The 17,611-nt window shown below is 73.2% G+C and carries 11 protein-coding genes and 1 pseudogene; 9 read left to right on the forward strand and 3 right to left on the reverse strand.

The genetic code is table 11. The features are described 5' to 3' along the window. Position 1: 1 nt before the first annotated feature. From nusA to L3078_RS32980, 8 genes are all read left to right on the forward strand, one after another. Positions 2–988: a transcription termination factor NusA gene (gene nusA / locus L3078_RS32945; protein WP_033527005.1), complete on the forward strand. Its 987-nt coding sequence runs from the start codon at positions 2–4 to the stop codon at positions 986–988. A gap of 137 nt (positions 989–1,125) precedes the next feature. After that, positions 1,126–1,422, forward strand: coding sequence for a YlxR family protein (locus tag L3078_RS32950; RefSeq protein WP_177261914.1), 297 nt, complete (start codon positions 1,126–1,128; stop codon positions 1,420–1,422). Positions 1,423–1,569: 147 nt separating this feature from the next. Beyond that, on the forward strand, positions 1,570–4,701 hold the full coding sequence (gene infB / locus L3078_RS32955) for a translation initiation factor IF-2 (RefSeq protein WP_239757565.1): 3,132 nt from the start codon (positions 1,570–1,572) through the stop codon (positions 4,699–4,701). A gap of 311 nt (positions 4,702–5,012) precedes the next feature. After that, the gene (locus L3078_RS32960) at positions 5,013–5,306 is read left to right on the forward strand and encodes a DUF503 domain-containing protein (RefSeq protein ID WP_152172010.1); all 294 of its coding nucleotides are present in this window, start codon (positions 5,013–5,015) and stop codon (positions 5,304–5,306) included. Between the two features lie 63 nt (positions 5,307–5,369). Further along, a complete protein-coding gene (gene rbfA / locus L3078_RS32965; protein ID WP_239757566.1) occupies positions 5,370–5,834 on the forward strand; it encodes a 30S ribosome-binding factor RbfA in 465 nt (154 codons plus the stop codon). Beyond that, positions 5,831–6,742: a tRNA pseudouridine(55) synthase TruB gene (gene truB, locus L3078_RS32970; protein WP_239757567.1), complete on the forward strand. Its 912-nt coding sequence runs from the start codon at positions 5,831–5,833 to the stop codon at positions 6,740–6,742. Before rbfA ends, truB begins: the two co-directional genes overlap by 4 nt. A gap of 499 nt (positions 6,743–7,241) precedes the next feature. After that, complete coding sequence (locus tag L3078_RS32975; protein WP_239757568.1) at positions 7,242–11,765, forward strand: trypsin-like peptidase domain-containing protein; 4,524 nt, start codon at positions 7,242–7,244, stop codon at positions 11,763–11,765. A 153-nt stretch (positions 11,766–11,918) separates the two neighbouring features. After that, a complete protein-coding gene (locus L3078_RS32980; RefSeq protein ID WP_239757569.1) occupies positions 11,919–12,872 on the forward strand; it encodes a bifunctional riboflavin kinase/FAD synthetase in 954 nt (317 codons plus the stop codon). A 133-nt stretch (positions 12,873–13,005) separates the two neighbouring features. On the opposite strand, the gene L3078_RS32985 is transcribed toward L3078_RS32980, so the two are convergent. Next, entirely contained in the window at positions 13,006–15,762 is a 2,757-nt protein-coding gene (locus L3078_RS32985; RefSeq protein ID WP_239760552.1) for a MinD/ParA family ATP-binding protein, read from the reverse strand. Between L3078_RS32985 and L3078_RS44990 the strand changes: the two genes are divergently transcribed. Further along, positions 15,649–15,942 carry a hypothetical protein gene (locus L3078_RS44990; RefSeq protein ID WP_239760764.1) on the forward strand — a complete coding sequence of 98 codons (294 nt, stop codon included), beginning with the start codon at positions 15,649–15,651 and terminating at the stop codon, positions 15,940–15,942. The genes L3078_RS32985 and L3078_RS44990 overlap by 114 nt on opposite strands. A 510-nt stretch (positions 15,943–16,452) precedes the next feature. On the opposite strand, the pseudogene L3078_RS44995 reads toward L3078_RS44990, so the two are convergent. Both L3078_RS44995 and L3078_RS32995 read right to left on the reverse strand, forming a co-directional pair. Next, positions 16,453–16,515, reverse strand: a pseudogene (locus L3078_RS44995) (hypothetical protein); the annotation flags it as partial. A gap of 317 nt (positions 16,516–16,832) precedes the next feature. After that, a complete protein-coding gene (locus L3078_RS32995; protein ID WP_239757570.1) occupies positions 16,833–17,606 on the reverse strand; it encodes a hypothetical protein in 774 nt (257 codons plus the stop codon). Positions 17,607–17,611 lie beyond the last annotated feature (5 nt).

Below are 17,611 nucleotides of genomic sequence, written 5' to 3' on the forward strand. Positions count from 1 at the left end.
CGTGGACATCGACATGAGTGCCCTCAGGGGCTTGGTGCGGGAGAAGGAGATCTCCTTCGACCTGCTCGTCGAGGCGATCGAGGCGGCCCTCCTCATCGCCTACCACCGCACCGAGGGAAGCCGCCGCCACGCGCGCGTGGAGCTCAACCGGGAGACCGGCCATGTGACCGTGTGGGCGAAGGAGGACCCCGAGGACCTGGAGGAGGGGCAGGAGGCACGCGCGTTCGACGACACCCCGTCGGACTTCGGGCGTATCGCCGCCACCACCGCCAAACAGGTGATCCTGCAGCGACTGCGGGACGCCGAGGACGACGCCACGCTCGGCGAGTACGCCGGACGCGAGGGCGACATCGTCACCGGTGTCGTCCAGCAGGGCCGCGACCCGAAGAACGTGCTCGTCGACATCGGCAAGCTGGAGGCCATCCTGCCCGTGCAGGAGCAGGTCCCCGGCGAGACCTACCAGCACGGCATGCGGCTCAGGTCGTACGTCGTACGGGTGGCGAAGGGCGTGCGCGGTCCGTCCGTGACGCTCTCCCGCACGCACCCCAATCTGGTGAAGAAGCTCTTCGCCCTGGAGGTGCCGGAGATCGCCGACGGGTCCGTCGAGATCGCCGCCATCGCGCGCGAGGCGGGGCACCGCACCAAGATCGCCGTCCGCTCCACCCGCAGCGGCCTGAACGCCAAGGGCGCCTGCATCGGCCCGATGGGCGGCCGGGTGCGCAACGTCATGGGCGAGCTGAACGGCGAGAAGATCGACATCGTCGACTGGTCGGACGACCCGGCCGAGATGGTGGCGAACGCCCTCTCCCCGGCCCGGGTCTCCAAGGTCGACGTGGTGGACCTCGCGGCCCGCTCCGCGCGCGTGACGGTGCCCGACTACCAGCTGTCGCTGGCGATCGGCAAGGAGGGCCAGAACGCCCGCCTCGCCGCCCGTCTCACCGGCTGGCGGATCGACATCCGACCGGACACCGAACAGCCGTCGGAGTAGGTGCCGAAGCCGGCGTCGGAGCAGGCGGGGAATAGATCCAAGCCGCAGGTCGCTTAGATCACGTCAGTTATATGCGCGGCAAGTGTTCGATTCTTGCCCCAAAGGGGTGAGGTCGCTGCGGGGAGGTAGACTTAGCAGTGTCTGGCCGGACGCGTGCCCGCGCATGCCCTGAACGCACCTGTGTGGGGTGCAGGCAGCGAGCGGCCAAGACCGAACTGCTGCGCGTCGTGGCGATCGAGGACGAATGCGTCCCCGATCCTCGCGGTACGCTGCCCGGCCGGGGTGCGTACGTACACCCCGTTCAGGTCTGTCTCGACCTGGGCGTACGCCGCCGGGCGTTCACGCGGGCGCTGCGCGCCCCGGGAGCGCTCGACACAAAGGCGTTGCGCCGATACGTGGAGCAGACAACAGTTGCCGAGCAGGCAACACCGTAAGACGTGTCGCACGGAGCCTCCGTGCGGCCCTGGTACCCCGCGAGTTGGAAGTAGGTCGAGATTGCGATGAGCACTCGATGAGCACGCGATGAGTACGCCCATGAAGTAGCGACGGTCCGGACGCACCCGGACCTAAAAAGGAGCGAAGTGGCTAAGGTCCGGGTATACGAACTCGCCAAGGAGTTCGGGGTTGAGAGCAAGGTCGTCATGGCCAAGCTCCAGGAGCTCGGTGAATTCGTCCGTTCGGCGTCCTCGACGATCGAGGCGCCCGTTGTACGCAAACTGACTGACGCCCTCCAGCAGGGCAGCGGCGGCGGCAAGCCCGCCCCGCGCAAGGCCGCCCCGGCCCGTCCGGCGGCCCCTTCTCCCGCGCAGGCCGCACGCCCGGCCGCGCCTCGTCCCGGCCCGGCCGCGCCGAAGCCGCCCGCCGCCGAGCGGCCCGCCGCTCCGGCCCCGGGTCCGCGCCCGACGCCCGGCCCCAAGCCGCCGACGCCGAAGCCCGCTCCGGCCTCCCCGGCCCCGAGCGTGCCCGAGTTCCAGGCGCCCCCGTCGGCGCCCCCGTCGGCTCCGGCCGCCCCCTCGTCGTCTCCGCGTCCGGGCGCTCGCCCCGGCCCGGGTGCGCCGCGTCCGGGTGGCCAGCAGCGTCCCGGTGGTCCCGGTCAGGACCGCGGCCAGGAGCGTGGCGGCCAGGCCCCGCGCCCCGGCGGCCAGCGTCCCGGCGGTGCCGGTGCGCCCAAGCCGGGCGGTGCCCGTCCCGCGGGTCCGCGTCCCGGTAACAACCCCTTCACCTCCGGTGGCTCCACCGGCATGGGTCGCCCGCAGGGCCCCCGTCCCGGCGGCGCGCCTCGACCCGGTGGACACGGCGGCCCGGGTGGCCCCGGTGGCGCCCAGGGCGGTCCGCGTCCCGCGGCTCCCGGCCAGGCGCCCCGTCCGCAGGGTGCCGGCGGCGGTCCCCGTCCGCAGGCTCCGGGCGGCGCCCGTCCGACCCCGGGCGGCATGCCCCGTCCGCAGGGCGGCGGTCCCCGTCCCGGCGGTGGCCCCGGTGGCCCCCGTCCGAACCCCGGCATGATGCCGCAGCGTCCGGCTGCCGGCCCGCGTCCCGGAGGCGGTGGCCCCGGTGGCCGCGGTCCCGGTGGCGGCGGTCGTCCCGGTGGTGGCGGCGGCGGTCGTCCGGGTGGCGGCGGCGGTTTCGCCGGTCGTCCGGGTGGCGGCGGCGGTGGCGGTTTCGCCGGTCGTCCCGGTGCTCCCGGTGGCGGTGGCGGCTTCGCCGGTCGTCCCGGTGGTCCGGGTGCCGGCGGCGGTGGCCGTCCCGGCTTCGGTGGCCGTCCCGGTGGTCCCGGTGCCCGTGGTGGCACGCAGGGCGCCTTCGGCCGTCCCGGTGGTCCCGCGCGTCGCGGTCGCAAGTCGAAGCGGCAGAGGCGCCAGGAGTACGAGGCCATGCAGGCCCCGTCGGTCGGCGGCGTGATGCTGCCTCGCGGCAACGGACAGTCCGTCCGCCTGTCGCGCGGTGCGTCCCTCACCGACTTCGCGGAGAAGATCAACGCCAACCCGGCGTCGCTCGTCGCCGTGATGATGAACCTCGGCGAGATGGTCACTGCCACGCAGTCCGTCTCCGACGAGACCCTCCAGCTGCTCGCCGGCGAGATGAACTACGTCGTCGAGATCGTCAGCCCGGAGGAGGAGGACCGCGAGCTGCTCGAGTCCTTCGACATCGAGTTCGGCGAGGACGAGGGTGGCGAGGAGTTCCTCGTCGCGCGTCCGCCGGTCGTGACCGTCATGGGTCACGTCGACCACGGTAAGACCCGACTGCTGGACACCATCCGCAAGACGAACGTCGTCGCGGGCGAGGCCGGCGGTATCACGCAGCACATCGGTGCGTACCAGGTCGCCACCCAGGTCAACGACGAAGTGCGCAAGATCACCTTCATCGACACCCCGGGTCACGAGGCGTTCACCGCCATGCGTGCCCGTGGTGCGAAGTCGACCGACATCGCGATCCTGGTCGTCGCGGCCAACGACGGCGTCATGCCGCAGACGGTCGAGGCGCTCAACCACGCCAAGGCGGCCGACGTCCCGATCGTCGTCGCGGTCAACAAGATCGACGTCGAGGGCGCCGACCCGACCAAGGTGCGCGGTCAGCTGACCGAGTACGGCCTCGTGGCCGAGGAGTACGGCGGCGACACGATGTTCGTCGACATCTCCGCCAAGCAGGGTCTCAACATCGACCAGCTGCTGGAGGCCGTGGTCCTGACCGCGGACGCCTCGCTCGACCTGCGGGCCAACCCGGAGCAGGACGCGCAGGGCATCGCGATCGAGTCCCACCTCGACCGTGGCCGCGGTGCGGTCTCCACTGTCCTCGTCCAGCGCGGCACGCTGCGCATCGGCGACACGATGGTGGTCGGCGACGCGTACGGCCGAGTCCGGGCGATGCTCGACGACAACGGCAACAACGTCGAGGAAGCGGGTCCGTCGACCCCCGTCCTGGTCCTGGGTCTCACCAACGTCCCGGGCGCCGGCGACAACTTCCTGGTCGTCGACGAGGACCGTACGGCCCGTCAGATCGCCGAGAAGCGGGCGGCGCGCGAGCGCAACGCCAACTTCGCCCGGCGCGGCGTCCGGTTCTCCCTGGAGAACCTGGACGAGGCGCTCAAGGCCGGTCTGGTGCAGGAACTCAACCTCATCATCAAGGGCGACGCGTCCGGTTCGGTGGAGGCCCTCGAGTCCTCGCTGCTCCAGCTCGACGTCGGCGAAGAGGTCGACATCCGCGTCCTGCACCGCGGCGTGGGTGCGGTCACGGAGTCCGACATCGACCTGGCGATGGGCTCCGACGCCATCGTGATCGGCTTCAACGTCCGCGCGGCCGGTCGTGCCGCGCAGATGGCCGAGCGCGAGGGCGTGGACGTCCGGTACTACTCGGTGATCTACCAGGCCATCGAGGAGATCGAGGCGGCCCTCAAGGGCATGCTCAAGCCGGAGTACGAGGAGGTCGAGCTCGGCACGGCGGAGATCCGCGAGGTCTTCAAGTCGTCCAAGCTGGGCAACATCGCCGGTGTCCTGGTCCGCTCGGGCGAGGTCAAGCGCAACACCAAGGCGCGCCTCGTCCGCGACGGCAAGGTCATCGCGGAGAACCTCACCATCTCCGGTCTGCGTCGCTTCAAGGACGACGTCACCGAGATCCGCGAAGGCTTCGAGGGTGGTATCAACCTCGGAAACTTCAACGACATCAAGGTCGACGACGTCATCGCGACGTACGAGATGCGCGAGAAGCCGCGGGCGTAAGCCGGTGGTCCACACCGGCCGGGGGCGCCGAACGGCACCCCCGGCCGGTGTGGCCGTTCTCGCCCGGTTCCCCGTGCCCCATGAAATGGCCGCAGGCCTTTCAGGGGCGCGGGGAACTGCGCGAGAAGCCCCCCGGACGGACGTCTGGGGGTCGAAGGGGCGCAGCCCCTTCAGGATGGGACGGGTAGGGGCGGCGGGGGCCACACAAATCCTGTCGAGCCCCCACCGGCTTCGATGTACGGTTCTGATGTTGCCGCCCGGCCTACGGGTGGGCCATCTATCCCGTACCGGCGGGTGAACCGGATACACACATGTACGTGGGGACTCTGTCCTTCGATCTCCTCCTCGGCGACGTACGGTCACTGAAGGAGAAGCGCTCCGTCGTCCGCCCCATCGTGGCCGAGCTCCACCGCAAGTTCGCGGTGAGCGTGGCGGAGGTCGACCATATGGATCTGCACCGCAGGGCCGTGATCGGCCTGGCCGTGGTCTCCGGCGACACGGGGCACCTGACCGACGTACTGGACCGGTGCGAACGGCTGGTCGCCGCACGTCCCGAGGTGGAGCTGCTGTCGGTACGGCGGCGCCTGCACGGCGACGACGACTGAAGCGGCGGCGCGGGGACAGTTGAACAAGCAGTAGTCACGCAGAACGAGCTAGGAGACGGACCAGTGGCCGACAACGCGCGTGCCAAGAGGCTGGCGGACCTCATCCGAGAGGTGGTGGCCCAGAAGCTGCTGCGCGGGATCAAGGACCCGCGGCTCGGCTCCCACGTCACCATCACGGACACCCGGGTCACCGGGGACCTGCGGGAGGCGACCGTCTTCTACACGGTGTACGGGGACGACGAGGAGCGGGCGGCCGCCGCCGCGGGGCTGGAGAGCGCCAAGGGCGTCCTCCGTTCCGAGGTCGGCCGTGCCGCCGGTGTGAAGTTCACGCCGACGCTCACCTTCGTGGCCGACGCCCTCCCGGACACCGCCAAGACCATCGACGACCTCCTCGACAAGGCGCGGGCCTCGGACGCCCAGGTGCGCGAGAGCGCCTCGGGTGCCAAGTACGCCGGCGAGGCCGACCCGTACCGCAAGCCGGGCGAGGACGACGACGCCGCCGCCGACGAGGATGCCGCCGCCGAATGACCCAGCAGCGCCAGAACACCACGCCCGACGGCCTTGTCATCGTCGACAAGCCGTCGGGCTTCACTTCGCACGATGTCGTCGCCAAGATGCGGGGCATCGCCCGGACCCGGCGGGTCGGGCACGCGGGGACGCTCGACCCGATGGCCACCGGCGTGCTCGTCCTGGGGGTGGAGAAGGCGACCAAGCTCCTCGGTCACCTCGCGCTCACGGAGAAGGAGTACCTCGGCACCATCCGGCTCGGGCAGACGACGGTCACCGACGACGCCGAGGGCGAGATCACGGCGTCGGTCGACGCGTCGAAGGTCACCCGGGACGCGGTCGACGCCGGTGTGGCCGAGCTGACCGGCCGGATCATGCAGGTGCCGTCCAAGGTCAGCGCCATCAAGATCGACGGCGTGCGGTCGTACAAACGGGCCCGCGACGGCGAGGACTTCGAGATCCCCGCCCGGCCCGTGACCATCTCCTCCTTCGCCGTGTACGACGTCCGCGAGGGCGTCGCCGAGGACGGCACCCCCGTTCTCGACCTGGTGGTGTCGGTGGTGTGCTCCTCCGGGACGTACATCCGGGCCCTCGCCCGTGATCTGGGCGCGGGCCTCGGAGTCGGCGGCCACCTCACGGCGCTGCGCCGCACGCGCGTCGGCCCCTACAAGCTGGACTCCGCGCGGACCCTCGACCAGCTCCAGGAGGAGTTGACCGTCATGCCGGTCGCCGACGCCGCCGCGGCCGCGTTCCCCCGCTGGGACGTGGATGACAAGCGCGCTCGGCTCCTGCTGAACGGAGTCCGCCTGGACATGCCGGAGGAGTACACGGACCAGGGTGCCACCGCCGTCTTCGACCCCACGGGCCGCTTCCTGGCCCTGGTCGAAAGCCACAAGGGCAAGGCGAAGAGCCTGGCCGTCTTCGGCTGACTTCCGGCTGACTTCGGCTGGGTTCCAGGGGGCTCTGCGGGCATTCGAGCGCGCGGGGCCCTGCGGGCTTTGTGGGCGATGGGCGCTGCGGGTATTTCAGGGGCGCGGGCAACTGCGGGTTTTCCAGGGGCGCAGGGAACTGCGCGATCAGCCGCGCACGACCCGCACCCGCAGAACCCAGCGCGAAGACCTGAGTTGTCAGGCGGGGCTCAGGGGCGCAGCCCTTGGCCGGGCCGGTGACGTAGGCACCCGGCACCCCACGGCTCGACCCGGCGGAGCGTGGAGCGGCGGTCACGGGGTAGCTGTTCCCGCCGCTCCACGGTCCCCCCTCGGTTCCCCCACCCAGAGGTGTATCCATCTGCTCGGGGCTATTCACCCCTACGTGCAGGCGCTCGGAGTGAACCGAGGGAGCGGAAGGGGGCGCGTTCGCCACGTGATCTGTTCCGCTGATCTTCACGTGCCTACCGTCGGAACACAGGTACGACGGGGAGGTCAGGACATGGTGGTACGGGGCCGTCGGGCGACCGACGACGGCCGCCGGGCGGCGCGGGACGAAGTCCTGGTGCGGGTCGGCGACCTGGCGGGACGACCACGCGGCACGGGCTTCGTCGCCGACCACCACGGCACGGTCGTCACCAGCCACGAGGCGGTGGACGGGCTGGCCCGGATCGTGGTGCACGCCACCGGCGACCGTGTCTGCGTGGTGACGTCCGACGCGGTCACCCCGCTGCCCGCCCTCGATCTCGCGCTCATCCGCACCCAGGGCCTGTGCGTGGACCCGCTGCCCTTCGCCTTGCGGGACGAGGTCGAGACGGGCGCGTACGTCCGTATCGCGGCCGGCGGCTGGCGCGAGGCACGGGTCCTGGGCACGGCGGACGTCACGTACACCGCGACCGACGGCTTCCATCTGCTGCGCGGCGCCCTGGAGTTGGCGATCGGCACCGCCGGGAGCGAGGCGCTCCGGCTGGGCGGGGGCGCGGCCGGGGGACCCGTGCTCGACATGACCACGGGCGCCGTACTGGGCGTCCTCGGCACCGCCCTGGAGGCACAGCACCGGGCCACCGGCTTCGCCGTGCCCCTGCGCGGCTGGCGGGCCGAACAGCCACTGGCCGAACTGCTCGCACGCAACGCGGCGACCGTACCGGCGTACGGGACGGATCTGAACCTGGCGGGGGTGCTGGAGCTCACGGCCACGACGGTGGGCTCGGACGGGCCGGGCGCCGGTGCCGGGGCCGTGGCGGCGGCCGGCGCCGATCCCGTCGAACGAGTCGACGTCGTACGGGAGTTCACCGCCTTCGCCGAGGGTCCCGCCACCGTTCTCGGTCTCGTCGGCCCGCCCGGCAGCGGCCGTACGACGGAACTGGCCGCCCTCGCCGCCCGACGCGGCCGGGGCTCCGCCCCCGCCCCCACGCTCTGGCTCCGCGGCGCCGACCTCCTCTCCGCCGACACCTCCGTGGCGGACGCGGCCCGACGCGCCCTGGAACGGGCGGGACGGATCGTGGCGGCCTCCGCGTCGGCATCGGCGGCATCAGTGGCATCGGCGGCGGGGTCGGGCGCGGGGAGTTCGGGGGAGTGGGGCGCTTCGCCGGATCCGGGCGACGCCGGTGGGTGGGGCGGGTCTGGGCGTGCCGGACGCGCCGCCGGTTCCGCTGACGCGAGGTGGGCCACCGGGACGGATGGGCCGCCGGGATCGGTCGGGACCGCCGGGGGCGGGGTGGAGGACGGGTTCGCCGCGTCGGGCGGGTGGGCCGCGTCGGACTTCTCGGCCGCCTTCGCCGCGTCCGCGGGTGCCCACGGCGGTGAGGGCTCCTCGGCAGGGGTTGCGGGAGAGGGGGCGGCCGGGGTCGAACGGCCGTGCCTGCCCGGTCGCTACCAGGGTGAGTTGGGGGACATCCGGCCGGAGCGGCTCGCGCGGCTCGCGGGGGCGGAGGGACGCCCGCTGCTGTTGCTGCTCGACGGGCCCGAGGAGATGCCGCCGACGCTCGCGCACCGACTGGCCGAGTGGACCGCGGGCACGGTCGAATGGCTGCGCGCGAACGGAGCCCGGCTCGTGGTGGCCTGCCGCGCCGAGTACTGGGAGCGGGCCGGGGCGCACTTCCCCGCGGAGCTGCTGCACGGGGAGGCTCCCGGCGCGCAGGAGCAGCTGCTGCCCGCCTGTGTGCGCCTGGGCGACCTGACCGAGAGCGAGGCCCGGCGGGCCCGCCTGCGGTACGGCATCCCCGAGGACGCGCTCACCGCCGCGGACGCCCGCCACCCCCTCACCCTGCGCCTCCTGTCCGAGATCCGAGCGGCCCTGCCGACCCCCTCGCACGGCGGGCCCGACGAGGACGCCGCCTCCGCCGGACCACCGGACGAGCACCTGACCGGGACGGCCGCACGGACCACGGGGCCCGACGAAGAGCCGGAGCCCCGGGTTCAGGCCGACGGCCTTGGCCCGGACACCCAGGACCCGACCGATTCCGCGTACCACCGCCTCCGCCCCCCACGCTCGGCCGCCGAGCCCCCGCAGCCCAAGCACCCGACGACGACCGCCTACACCTCCGGCCCCGCTGCGCACGCTTCCGACCCCGCCCCACACGCTTCCGGCTCCGCTGCGCATGCCGCGGGCTGTGCTGCGCACGCTTCTGGCAGTACGCACACTTCTGGCTGTGCTGCGCATGCCTCCGGTCCCACCCCGCATGCCTCCGGCTCTGCTGCGCATGCCTCCGGTCCCACCCCGCATGCCTCCGGCTCTGCTGCGCATGCTTCCGGTGCTGCTGCGCATGCCGCTGGCTCCGCTGCGCATGCCTCCGGCCCCACCCCACATGCCCCTGGCCCGGCTACGCCCGCCTCCGGCCCAACCCCACACCCCTCCGGCGCCCCCACCTCACCCCCCACCTCCTCGGCCCGCCCCGGGAGGGACGACGTGTTGGGGGGCTATCTGGATCTGATGTGTCTGCGGGTCGCCGTGCGGCTTGCCGCGGTGAACGGGGTGCGAGGGGCGGCCGTGCGGCGGCTGGCGGCGCAGGTGTCGGGGCAGGTGCACGAGGCCGCCCGGCGGTGTCTCGGCCCCGGGCAGGGGGAGTTGGACCGGGCGGCGTTCGAAGCCGTCTTCCCCTGGGGCCCCGTGCCGGGACGGCGGCTCGGCGGCACCACCGGCTGGGCCTCCGCCGTGCTCACCGAGGGCCTGCTCGTCCCGGCCGGCGACGGCTACCGCTTCGCCCACGAGGAACTCGCCGACTGGATCCAGGGCGCACACCTGGACCTCGACGCCGCCCTGCACGCGCTGGTGCACCACGGCTGGGTCGCCCAGGCCGAGTCACGGCGGGGCTGGGGCACGATGCCCTCGGAGGCCCGCGTGCGCAGGCAGGCCCGCCGGGCCACCCGCAACCTCCCCGTGCCCCGCCACCGTATCGGCCCCGTCGTCCACGCCCTGCTCCTCCTCGGCCGGCAGCAGGGCCCCACCGAACTCGCCGGACGCCTGGAGGAGTTGCTCGACGCCCTGGACGCCCTGCTGCCCCCGGGCACCCCGGCCCCCGACGACCCCACCTGGTGGGCCACCCGTCTCCTGGCCGAGGTCCTGCTCCGGGTGCCCGACGCGACGCCGTACACCAGGGTGCTGCGGTTCCTCACCGAACGGATCGGCGCCTGGCGGGCCCAGGGCCGAGGCGTGCCGGCCGAGTTCGGGCCGGACTTCTGGGCCTCGCTGCCCCTGCCCGAGGCGGAACGGTTCGACCTGCTGCGACGCCTGGTCGTGGCCGACCCCGCCACCGGCGAGGGGCCCCGCTATCTGGATGCGGTCTCCCGGCTGCTCGCGGCCGACCCCGCCGCCGTACAACCGCTGCTCACCCGCTGGTTCCCCGACGACACCCCCTTGGTCGCGACCCCGGACGCCACCGTGGCGACGGCCGCGCAGGCGCTGCTGCACACCCATCGCCGCTCCGCCCTGGACGAGCTGACCGAGGCACTCGTCGACAGCGCGCACCGACGTGGCGACGAGCTCCTCGCCGTACTGTCCGAGGAGGAGCCTTCCGCGGTGTGCCGGGCCGTCGACCGCTGGGCGCACGACGACCGTCCGGCCCGGCGCGTCGCGGGGCTCGCGTACGCGCTGCGGACCGCTCCGCACGTGCGCACGGACGCCGACCGTGAGCTCCTGCGCTACGCGGCACTCGCCCTCCTGGGCCGCCCCGCCGACGTCACCCTGCACAGTGGCGCGCTCGCCCTGCTCGTACGGGATCCGCTGACCAGGCAGCGGTATCTGCCGCAGGCGCTGGAACGCTTCGCGGCCGGTGACCCGCAGCTGCCCGCGAGCGCCGTGGTCACCGCTCTCGCCACCGACCCGGACCCGGTCCTGGACGCCTTCCGCGCGCGGCTGCGCACGCCGGGCGCCGAGGGCTCGGACGGAGAGGCCCTGCGTACGCTCGCCGAGGTCACCACGCCCGGCCTCGCGCGCCGCGTCACCACCCTCGTACGGGAGGTCGTCGCACAGCGCCCCGAGGTGGCCGGGCACGTCGCGGTGTACGTCGACCGCAGACTGGAACACGGCCCGGGCACCCGCGCCGTACTGTTTCCGCTGGTCAGCGGCCTCATCGTCGACGGTCCCGTCCAGGTGCGCGCGGCCCTCGCGGCCGTCTTCGCCGAGCCCGGAACCCCCGTCTCCGGCCCGCTGCGGCGCGAACTGCTCGACCTGCTGATGGCGACCGAGCGGGACCCGTCCGTTCTGGACGCCCTGCTGCGGGCGGTCGTCGCGGGCACGACGGATAGGGCGGGTTCGAGCGAGGGTGAGGGCGCGGGCGGGGGGAGGGGCGCGGCCGTCCGGGTGCTGGTCCACCGGATCGGCCTGCTGCTCGTCCGTACGCCCGAAGGCGCCACCCGATTCGACTGGGCGCTCGTCGACCTGGCCCGCCACGTGCCCGGTTTCGCGGAGCTGGTGGCTGGGTGGCTCAATGGCACGCCCCAGGAATGGGCGGCGGTGGTCGGCCCCAGCACGCGTCGGATGATCGAGAACCTGGCGGGGTTGCCGGGCGTGCGGGTGCCCGCGTGAGCAGGGAAGCTCCTACGGGGTCGCGGGCCGGGATCCGTGCTCCCGGTCACAGGCCGGATGCCGATGCGGGCGGAGAGCACCGGGCATGGCACCCTTAGACCTGCGCAAGGTAAGGCGTCAATACGGACACGGGTTCGACGAGGAGCGGTCACAGTGCAGCGCTGGCGTGGCTTGGAGGACATCCCCGAGGACTGGGGGCGCAGCGTCGTCACCATCGGTTCCTACGACGGGGTGCACCGCGGGCACCAGCTGATCCTCCGGCACGCCGTGGAACGCGCGCGTGAGCTGGGCGTTCCCTCCGTCGCCGTCACCTTCGACCCGCACCCCAGCGAGGTCGTGCGCCCCGGCACACACCCCCCGCTACTCGCCCCGCACCACCGCCGCGCCGAACTGATGGCCGAGCTGGGTGTGGACGCGGTCCTGATCCTGCCCTTCACGACGGAGTTCTCACGGCTGTCCCCGGCCGACTTCGTCGTCAAGGTGCTGGTCGACAAGCTGCACGCCAAGGCCGTCGTCGAGGGCCCCAACTTCCGCTTCGGACACAAGGCGGCCGGGGACGTGGCGTTCCTGGCCGAGCAGGGCAAGACGTACGACTTCGACGTCGAGGTGGTCGACCTGTTCGTCACCGGCGAGGCGGGCGGCGGTCAGCCGTTCTCCTCGACGCTGACCCGGCGGCTGGTCGGCGAGGGTGATGTCGAGGGAGCGGGCGAGATCCTCGGCCGTCCGCACCGCGTCGAGGGCGTCGTCGTACGCGGCGCCCAGCGCGGCCGTGAGCTGGGCTTCCCGACGGCCAACGTCGAGACGCTCCCGCACACCGCGATCCCCGCCGACGGCGTCTACGCCGGCTGGCTGCACGTCGCCGGCGAGGCCATGCCCGCCGCGATCTCCGTCGGCACCAACCCGCAGTTCGACGGCACCGAGCGCACGGTCGAGGCGTACGCCATCGACCGCGTCGGCCTCGACCTCTACGGCCTCCACGTCGCCGTCGACTTCCTCGCCTTCGTGCGCGGCCAGGCGAAGTTCGACTCGTTGGAGGCGCTCCTCGTCGCGATGGGCGAGGACGTCAAGAAGTGCCGGGAGCTGATCGGGGCGCACGAGGCGCAGTAGCCGCCGGGTCTTGGACGCGTCCGTAGCCGCCGGGCCCTGAGGCATCCGTCCGTATGTGCCCGAAGCACGGCAGAGGGCCCGTACCGTCCACGATCCGTGAACGGTACGGGCCCTCAGCCGTCTCGTCGTGCGGTTACTGCTGCGGCGGTGCCGGCGGGTAGGGCTGCTGCCCCTGCTGCGGCGGGTACGGCTGGCCCGGGCCGGGCTGGCCGGGCTGGCCGGGCTGGCCGTAGGGCCCCGGGGCCTGACCGGGGGCCGGCTGACCCGGGTAGGGCTGGGGCTGGCCGGGGTAGGGCTGCTGGCCCTGCTGCGGCGGGTACGGCTGGCCCTGTTGCTGCTGCGGCGGATAGGGCTGACCCGGTGTCTGCTGACCCGGCATCGGCGGGGCGACGACCGGTGGCGGGTTGCCGTCCGACGTCCACAGGCCGTGCGACTGCTGGTGCCGGGCGATGTCCTCGGCGACCATCGCGGCGAGCGTGAAGTACGCCTCCCGCACCTTCGGTCGCATCATGTCGAGGTCCAACTCGGCGCCCGCGGAGAGGTGTTCGTCGAACGGCACGACCACGACCCCTCGGCAGCGCGTCTCGAAGTGGGAGACGATGTCCTCCACCTTGATCATCTTGCCGGTCTCGCGCACTCCCGAGATGACCGTGAGGGACCGGGCCACCAGGTCCTGGTACCCGTGCGCGGAGAGCCAGTCCAGGGTCGTACTGGCGCTGCTCGCACCGTCCACGGACGGCGTCGAGATGATGATCAGCTGATCGGCCAGGTCGAGCACCCCACGCATCGCGCTGTAGAGCAGACCGGTGCCCGAGTCGGTGAGGATGATCGGGTACTGCTTGCCGAGAATGTCGATCGCGCGCCGGTAGTCCTCGTCGTTGAACGTCGTGGAGACGGCGGGGTCGACGTCGTTGGCGATGATCTCCAGTCCGGAGGCCGCCTGCGAGGTGAACCGCCTGATGTCCATGTACGAGTTGAGGTACGGGATCGCCTGGACGAGGTCACGGATGGTGGCCCCGGTCTCGCGCCGCACACGACGGCCGAGCGTGCCGGCGTCCGGGTTGGCGTCGATCGCGAGGATCTTGTCCTGCCGCTCGGTGGCGAGGGTCGAGCCGAGGGCAGTGGTGGTCGTGGTCTTGCCCACGCCGCCCTTGAGGCTGATGACCGCGATGCGGTAGCAGGACAGCACCGGCGTCCTGATCAGCTCCAGCTTCCGCTGCCGCTCGGCCTCCTCCTTCTTCCCGCCCAGCTTGAAGAGCCCGCCTCCGGAGGCCGGACGGCTGCTCTTCTGCTTCTGCTTCTTGCTGTTCAGCAGCCGGTCGGAGGACAGCTCGACGGCCGCGGTGTAACCGAGCGGCGCCACACCCGGGTTGGTGGGCTGCCGGTGATCGTGCTGCACGGGCTGCGGCCAGGCGGCGCCGGTGCGGGGGTCGACGGGGGCGGAGGGGTGGGGCTGCGCGCCGGGCTGAGCCTGCTGCCCGGGTTGGCCGGGGAAGGGGGGGTGAGGTTGACCGGGGTGCTCCGGCTGGCCGGAGTGGGCGGGCTGCCCAGGGCCTCCGGGCTGCCCGGGCTGCGCGGGGAAGGGGGCGTGGGGCTGCCCGGGGTGGCCCGGCTGCCCGGGGTGACCGGGGTGCCCCGGCTGGGCCGGGGGCTGGGGGAACCCATAACCGCCTTGCGGCGCAGGGGAGTTGGGCGGCCCCGGCGGGGTCGGCGCCGGAGCGCCCGGGGCTCCTGCTGGCGGGAACCCGTAGCCGGGCTGGGGGGCCGTGGGGTACTGGGGGCCGGGCTGGGGCGGCCCTTGAGGGAAGCCGTAGCCCTGCTGCTGAGGTACGGGCGCGCCGGGAGTCGCCTGCTGGGCCGGCTGTCCCGCCTGTCCCGGCTGTCCCGCCTGTCCCGGCTGGGCTGGGGGTTGGGGGAAGCCGTAGCCGCTCTGCTGGGGGATGGGTGCCTGCGGGGGGACGGGCGCGCTTGCGGGCGGGAAGCCGTAACCGGGGGCGGGGTGCGGCGGCTGCGGCGCGACGGGCTGGGCGGCGGCCGGCTGGCCCGGGTGGCCGGGCTGGGCCGGGGGTTGGGGGAAGCCGTAGCCGCTCTGCTGGGGGATGGGTGCCTGTGGGGGCACGGGCGCGCTTGCGGGCGGGAAGCCGTAGCCAGCCGGTGAGGGGAGGCCGGAGTCCTGCGGGGGCGCCGCCGGTAGTCCCTGCGGAGGCGTCGGGCCGGGGGTGGCGGGGGCGGAATGGGGTGCGTCAGGAGAGGCGGGCACGTCGGGTGCCGGGGGCACCGTGGGCGCAGCAGAGGGGCCCGGGGCACCGGTGGCGTCGGGGGCGCCCGTTGCGGCGGGCTCGCTCGGAGCACTGTCGGTTCCGGGTGTTGCGGGCGTGCCTGGGGCGTCGGGCATGTTGGAGGCGACGGGAACTTCCGGCGCGCCGGTTACGCCAGGGGTGACGGGCTCGCCGGGCGCAGAAACGGCAGCCGCAGGGGGCGGCCCGACGGGGGCGCCTGGCGCGGCGTCGATCGGCGCGCCCCAAGCCGCCGGGGCACTCTGCGGAACCTGCGGGTGGACCGGCGGCTGTGGAGGCACGGCCGGTTGTCCCCCCTGCGCGGGCGCAGCCTGCTGCTCGGGCGTCCCGGGAGTCACCTGCCCCGCTTCGGCCGACGGCACGGACGGCGGCCACTGCGTCGCCGACTCGGGCGCGACAGGCGCCGCGAGCTGGAACTCGGGCGGCAACGGCGGAATCGCACTGTGCGGCACCGGCGGGGGAGTCCAGGCGGAGGCCCCTTGCGGCGCACCATCGGGGGCGCCCGGAGCGGGCGGGGCGTCCTGGGGCGCACCGGGCTGAGGCGCACCCGGCTCAGGCGCTGCGGCCGAGGAGGCGGCCTCGTCGATCTGGATGTCCTCGCTCGTCACGCCCTGCGGCGAAGCGTCCTGCGCTACGGCGTTCTGAGGTGCGTCATCCCCCTGGGACACGGTGTCCTGCGGGACGGAACCCTGCTGCGACGCGGCATCCTGCGGGACCGTTCCCGTCGGCTCAGTCTCGCCGGAAGCGGAGTCCGGGGCGCTGCCGACGACTGACGGTTCGGCCCCAGCGGCCTCGGCCCCGGATCCGGCCTCGCCGGAAGCAGCCAGAGCAGCCGCACCGTCCGCAGTGGCAGCGGCGTCACCGTCGCCGTCCTGAGCAGCGCCGCCCTGCGCACCCTGCGCAGCCTCGGCGTCGGAAGTATCCCCGGGCTGCGCGGGAGCACCCGCACCCGCAGACTCGGCCGAGCCACCCTCGACCGCATCCGCATCTGCACCCGAGATCTCCCGCTTCAACGCGGCGGCGGAGATCCGCATGGTCGCGCCACTCTCGATGTCCCCGCTCTCCGCACCGGCCTCGGGCGCGGCAGCCACGGGGGGCCAGGGCGGGGCTTGATGCGCACCACCCGGAACGCCCCCGGCGGCCGACGGGGCCCCGGGTTCCGTCCCCGCCCCGGTCTGGGGATCCGTACCCGTACCCGTACCGGGTCCTGAAGCCGACCCTCCTGACGACGCGTTCTGCGTGTACCAGGCAGGCGGCGCGTAGTCGATGGTGAACTCGCCCGTCGCCTCGACGGCGGACTCCGCGTCGGGCTGGTCATCGTCGGGTGTGGCCCATCCCCCGCGCATCCCGTCCCGATCGCTGCTCACAATTCCTCCTGGTGTGGTCGAGCACCCTCATGCCGTGCTGGGGCGACCGTTCCTGTCGTCCGATTCGCCGGGCTGATCCCCCCTCGGGCCCCGGGCCATGCCGCACAGCCCGTACCACCCGATCGCGGGCAACTCGCGACGTGCTGTACCCCAGCCTAATCATCGCAACCGCGGGCACAGCAGGCCCGCCTCTCCAGACCGGCTCCGCGAAGCGCCCAATTGCCTTGATCGTGTGTCAACTTAGATATATGCCCCTGCCTGATCTTCACTGCCGGGCTCGTCCCCGTTCGGACGGCTCAGTCCACGCGACGTGCTCCGCCCAGGAGACCGGTCTCCGCGTCGGTGGCCTGGGTCATCACGTACTGCCGGTCCCGCTCCGTGCACCACAGCGTGATGCCGTCCTGCAGTCCGGGCAGAGACCGGATCTCGGGGTGCGGCAGCGCTATCACTCGCCCGATCTCCGTGGCCTCGTCCGGCGACACCCGCTGTACACCCACGAGACGAGCCTGGCGCATCAACCGCGGCGCGACCGGACTCAGATAGGGAAGAAGTGTGAGTACGGACTGCCAGGGTGCTGATGCCACGCGTCCGCGGGGCGGTCGCATGCCGCAGTCACGCACCACCAACACCGGTGTGCCCGCCGACGCGCCCTGGGGCGGCACCCGCCCCACGTCGTACACGGCCAGGCCGTTCTGACCGCCGCCCACGGCGTGCACCAGCGGCATCCAGGCCTGTGCCCGTCCCGTCTCCACGGCAACACGCGCCCCCGTCGCCGCCGCGCGGAGTGCCAGGACCTGGGCCGTCCACAGACCGCCGATGAGGACGACGTCGAACGGGGTAGGGCGGTTGATCCCGAGAACGGCGGGCTGGCCCTGTTGGTTGACACCCACCACCACACCGTCGTCTCCGATGGGCAGCGAGAGTGCCCCCACCTGTTCCACGGGCAGTGTGTGGCGCGGGTGCCGGGGACCCAACAGCCCGAACCCGGTGCGCAGTCGCTGTCCGAGGCCCGTGACCTCCGGAGTGCCTTCCGGTGCGGACGCGGACGACGGCGATGCCGATGCCCTCATGGCCA

The sequence above is a fragment of the Streptomyces deccanensis genome, from assembly GCF_022385335.1.
In the GTDB taxonomy this organism is placed as follows: Bacteria; Actinomycetota; Actinomycetes; order Streptomycetales; family Streptomycetaceae; genus Streptomyces; species Streptomyces deccanensis.

Coding starts and splice junctions, on each gene's coding strand:
- truB (WP_239757567.1), top strand. CDS start 5,831: ATGACCCAGCAGCGCCAGAACACCACGCCCGACGGCCTTGTCATCGTC.
- L3078_RS32975 (WP_239757568.1), top strand. CDS start 7,242: ATGGTGGTACGGGGCCGTCGGGCGACCGACGACGGCCGCCGGGCGGCG.
- L3078_RS32960 (WP_152172010.1), top strand. CDS start 5,013: ATGTACGTGGGGACTCTGTCCTTCGATCTCCTCCTCGGCGACGTACGG.
- L3078_RS32995 (WP_239757570.1), bottom strand. CDS start 17,606: ATGAGGGCATCGGCATCGCCGTCGTCCGCGTCCGCACCGGAAGGCACT.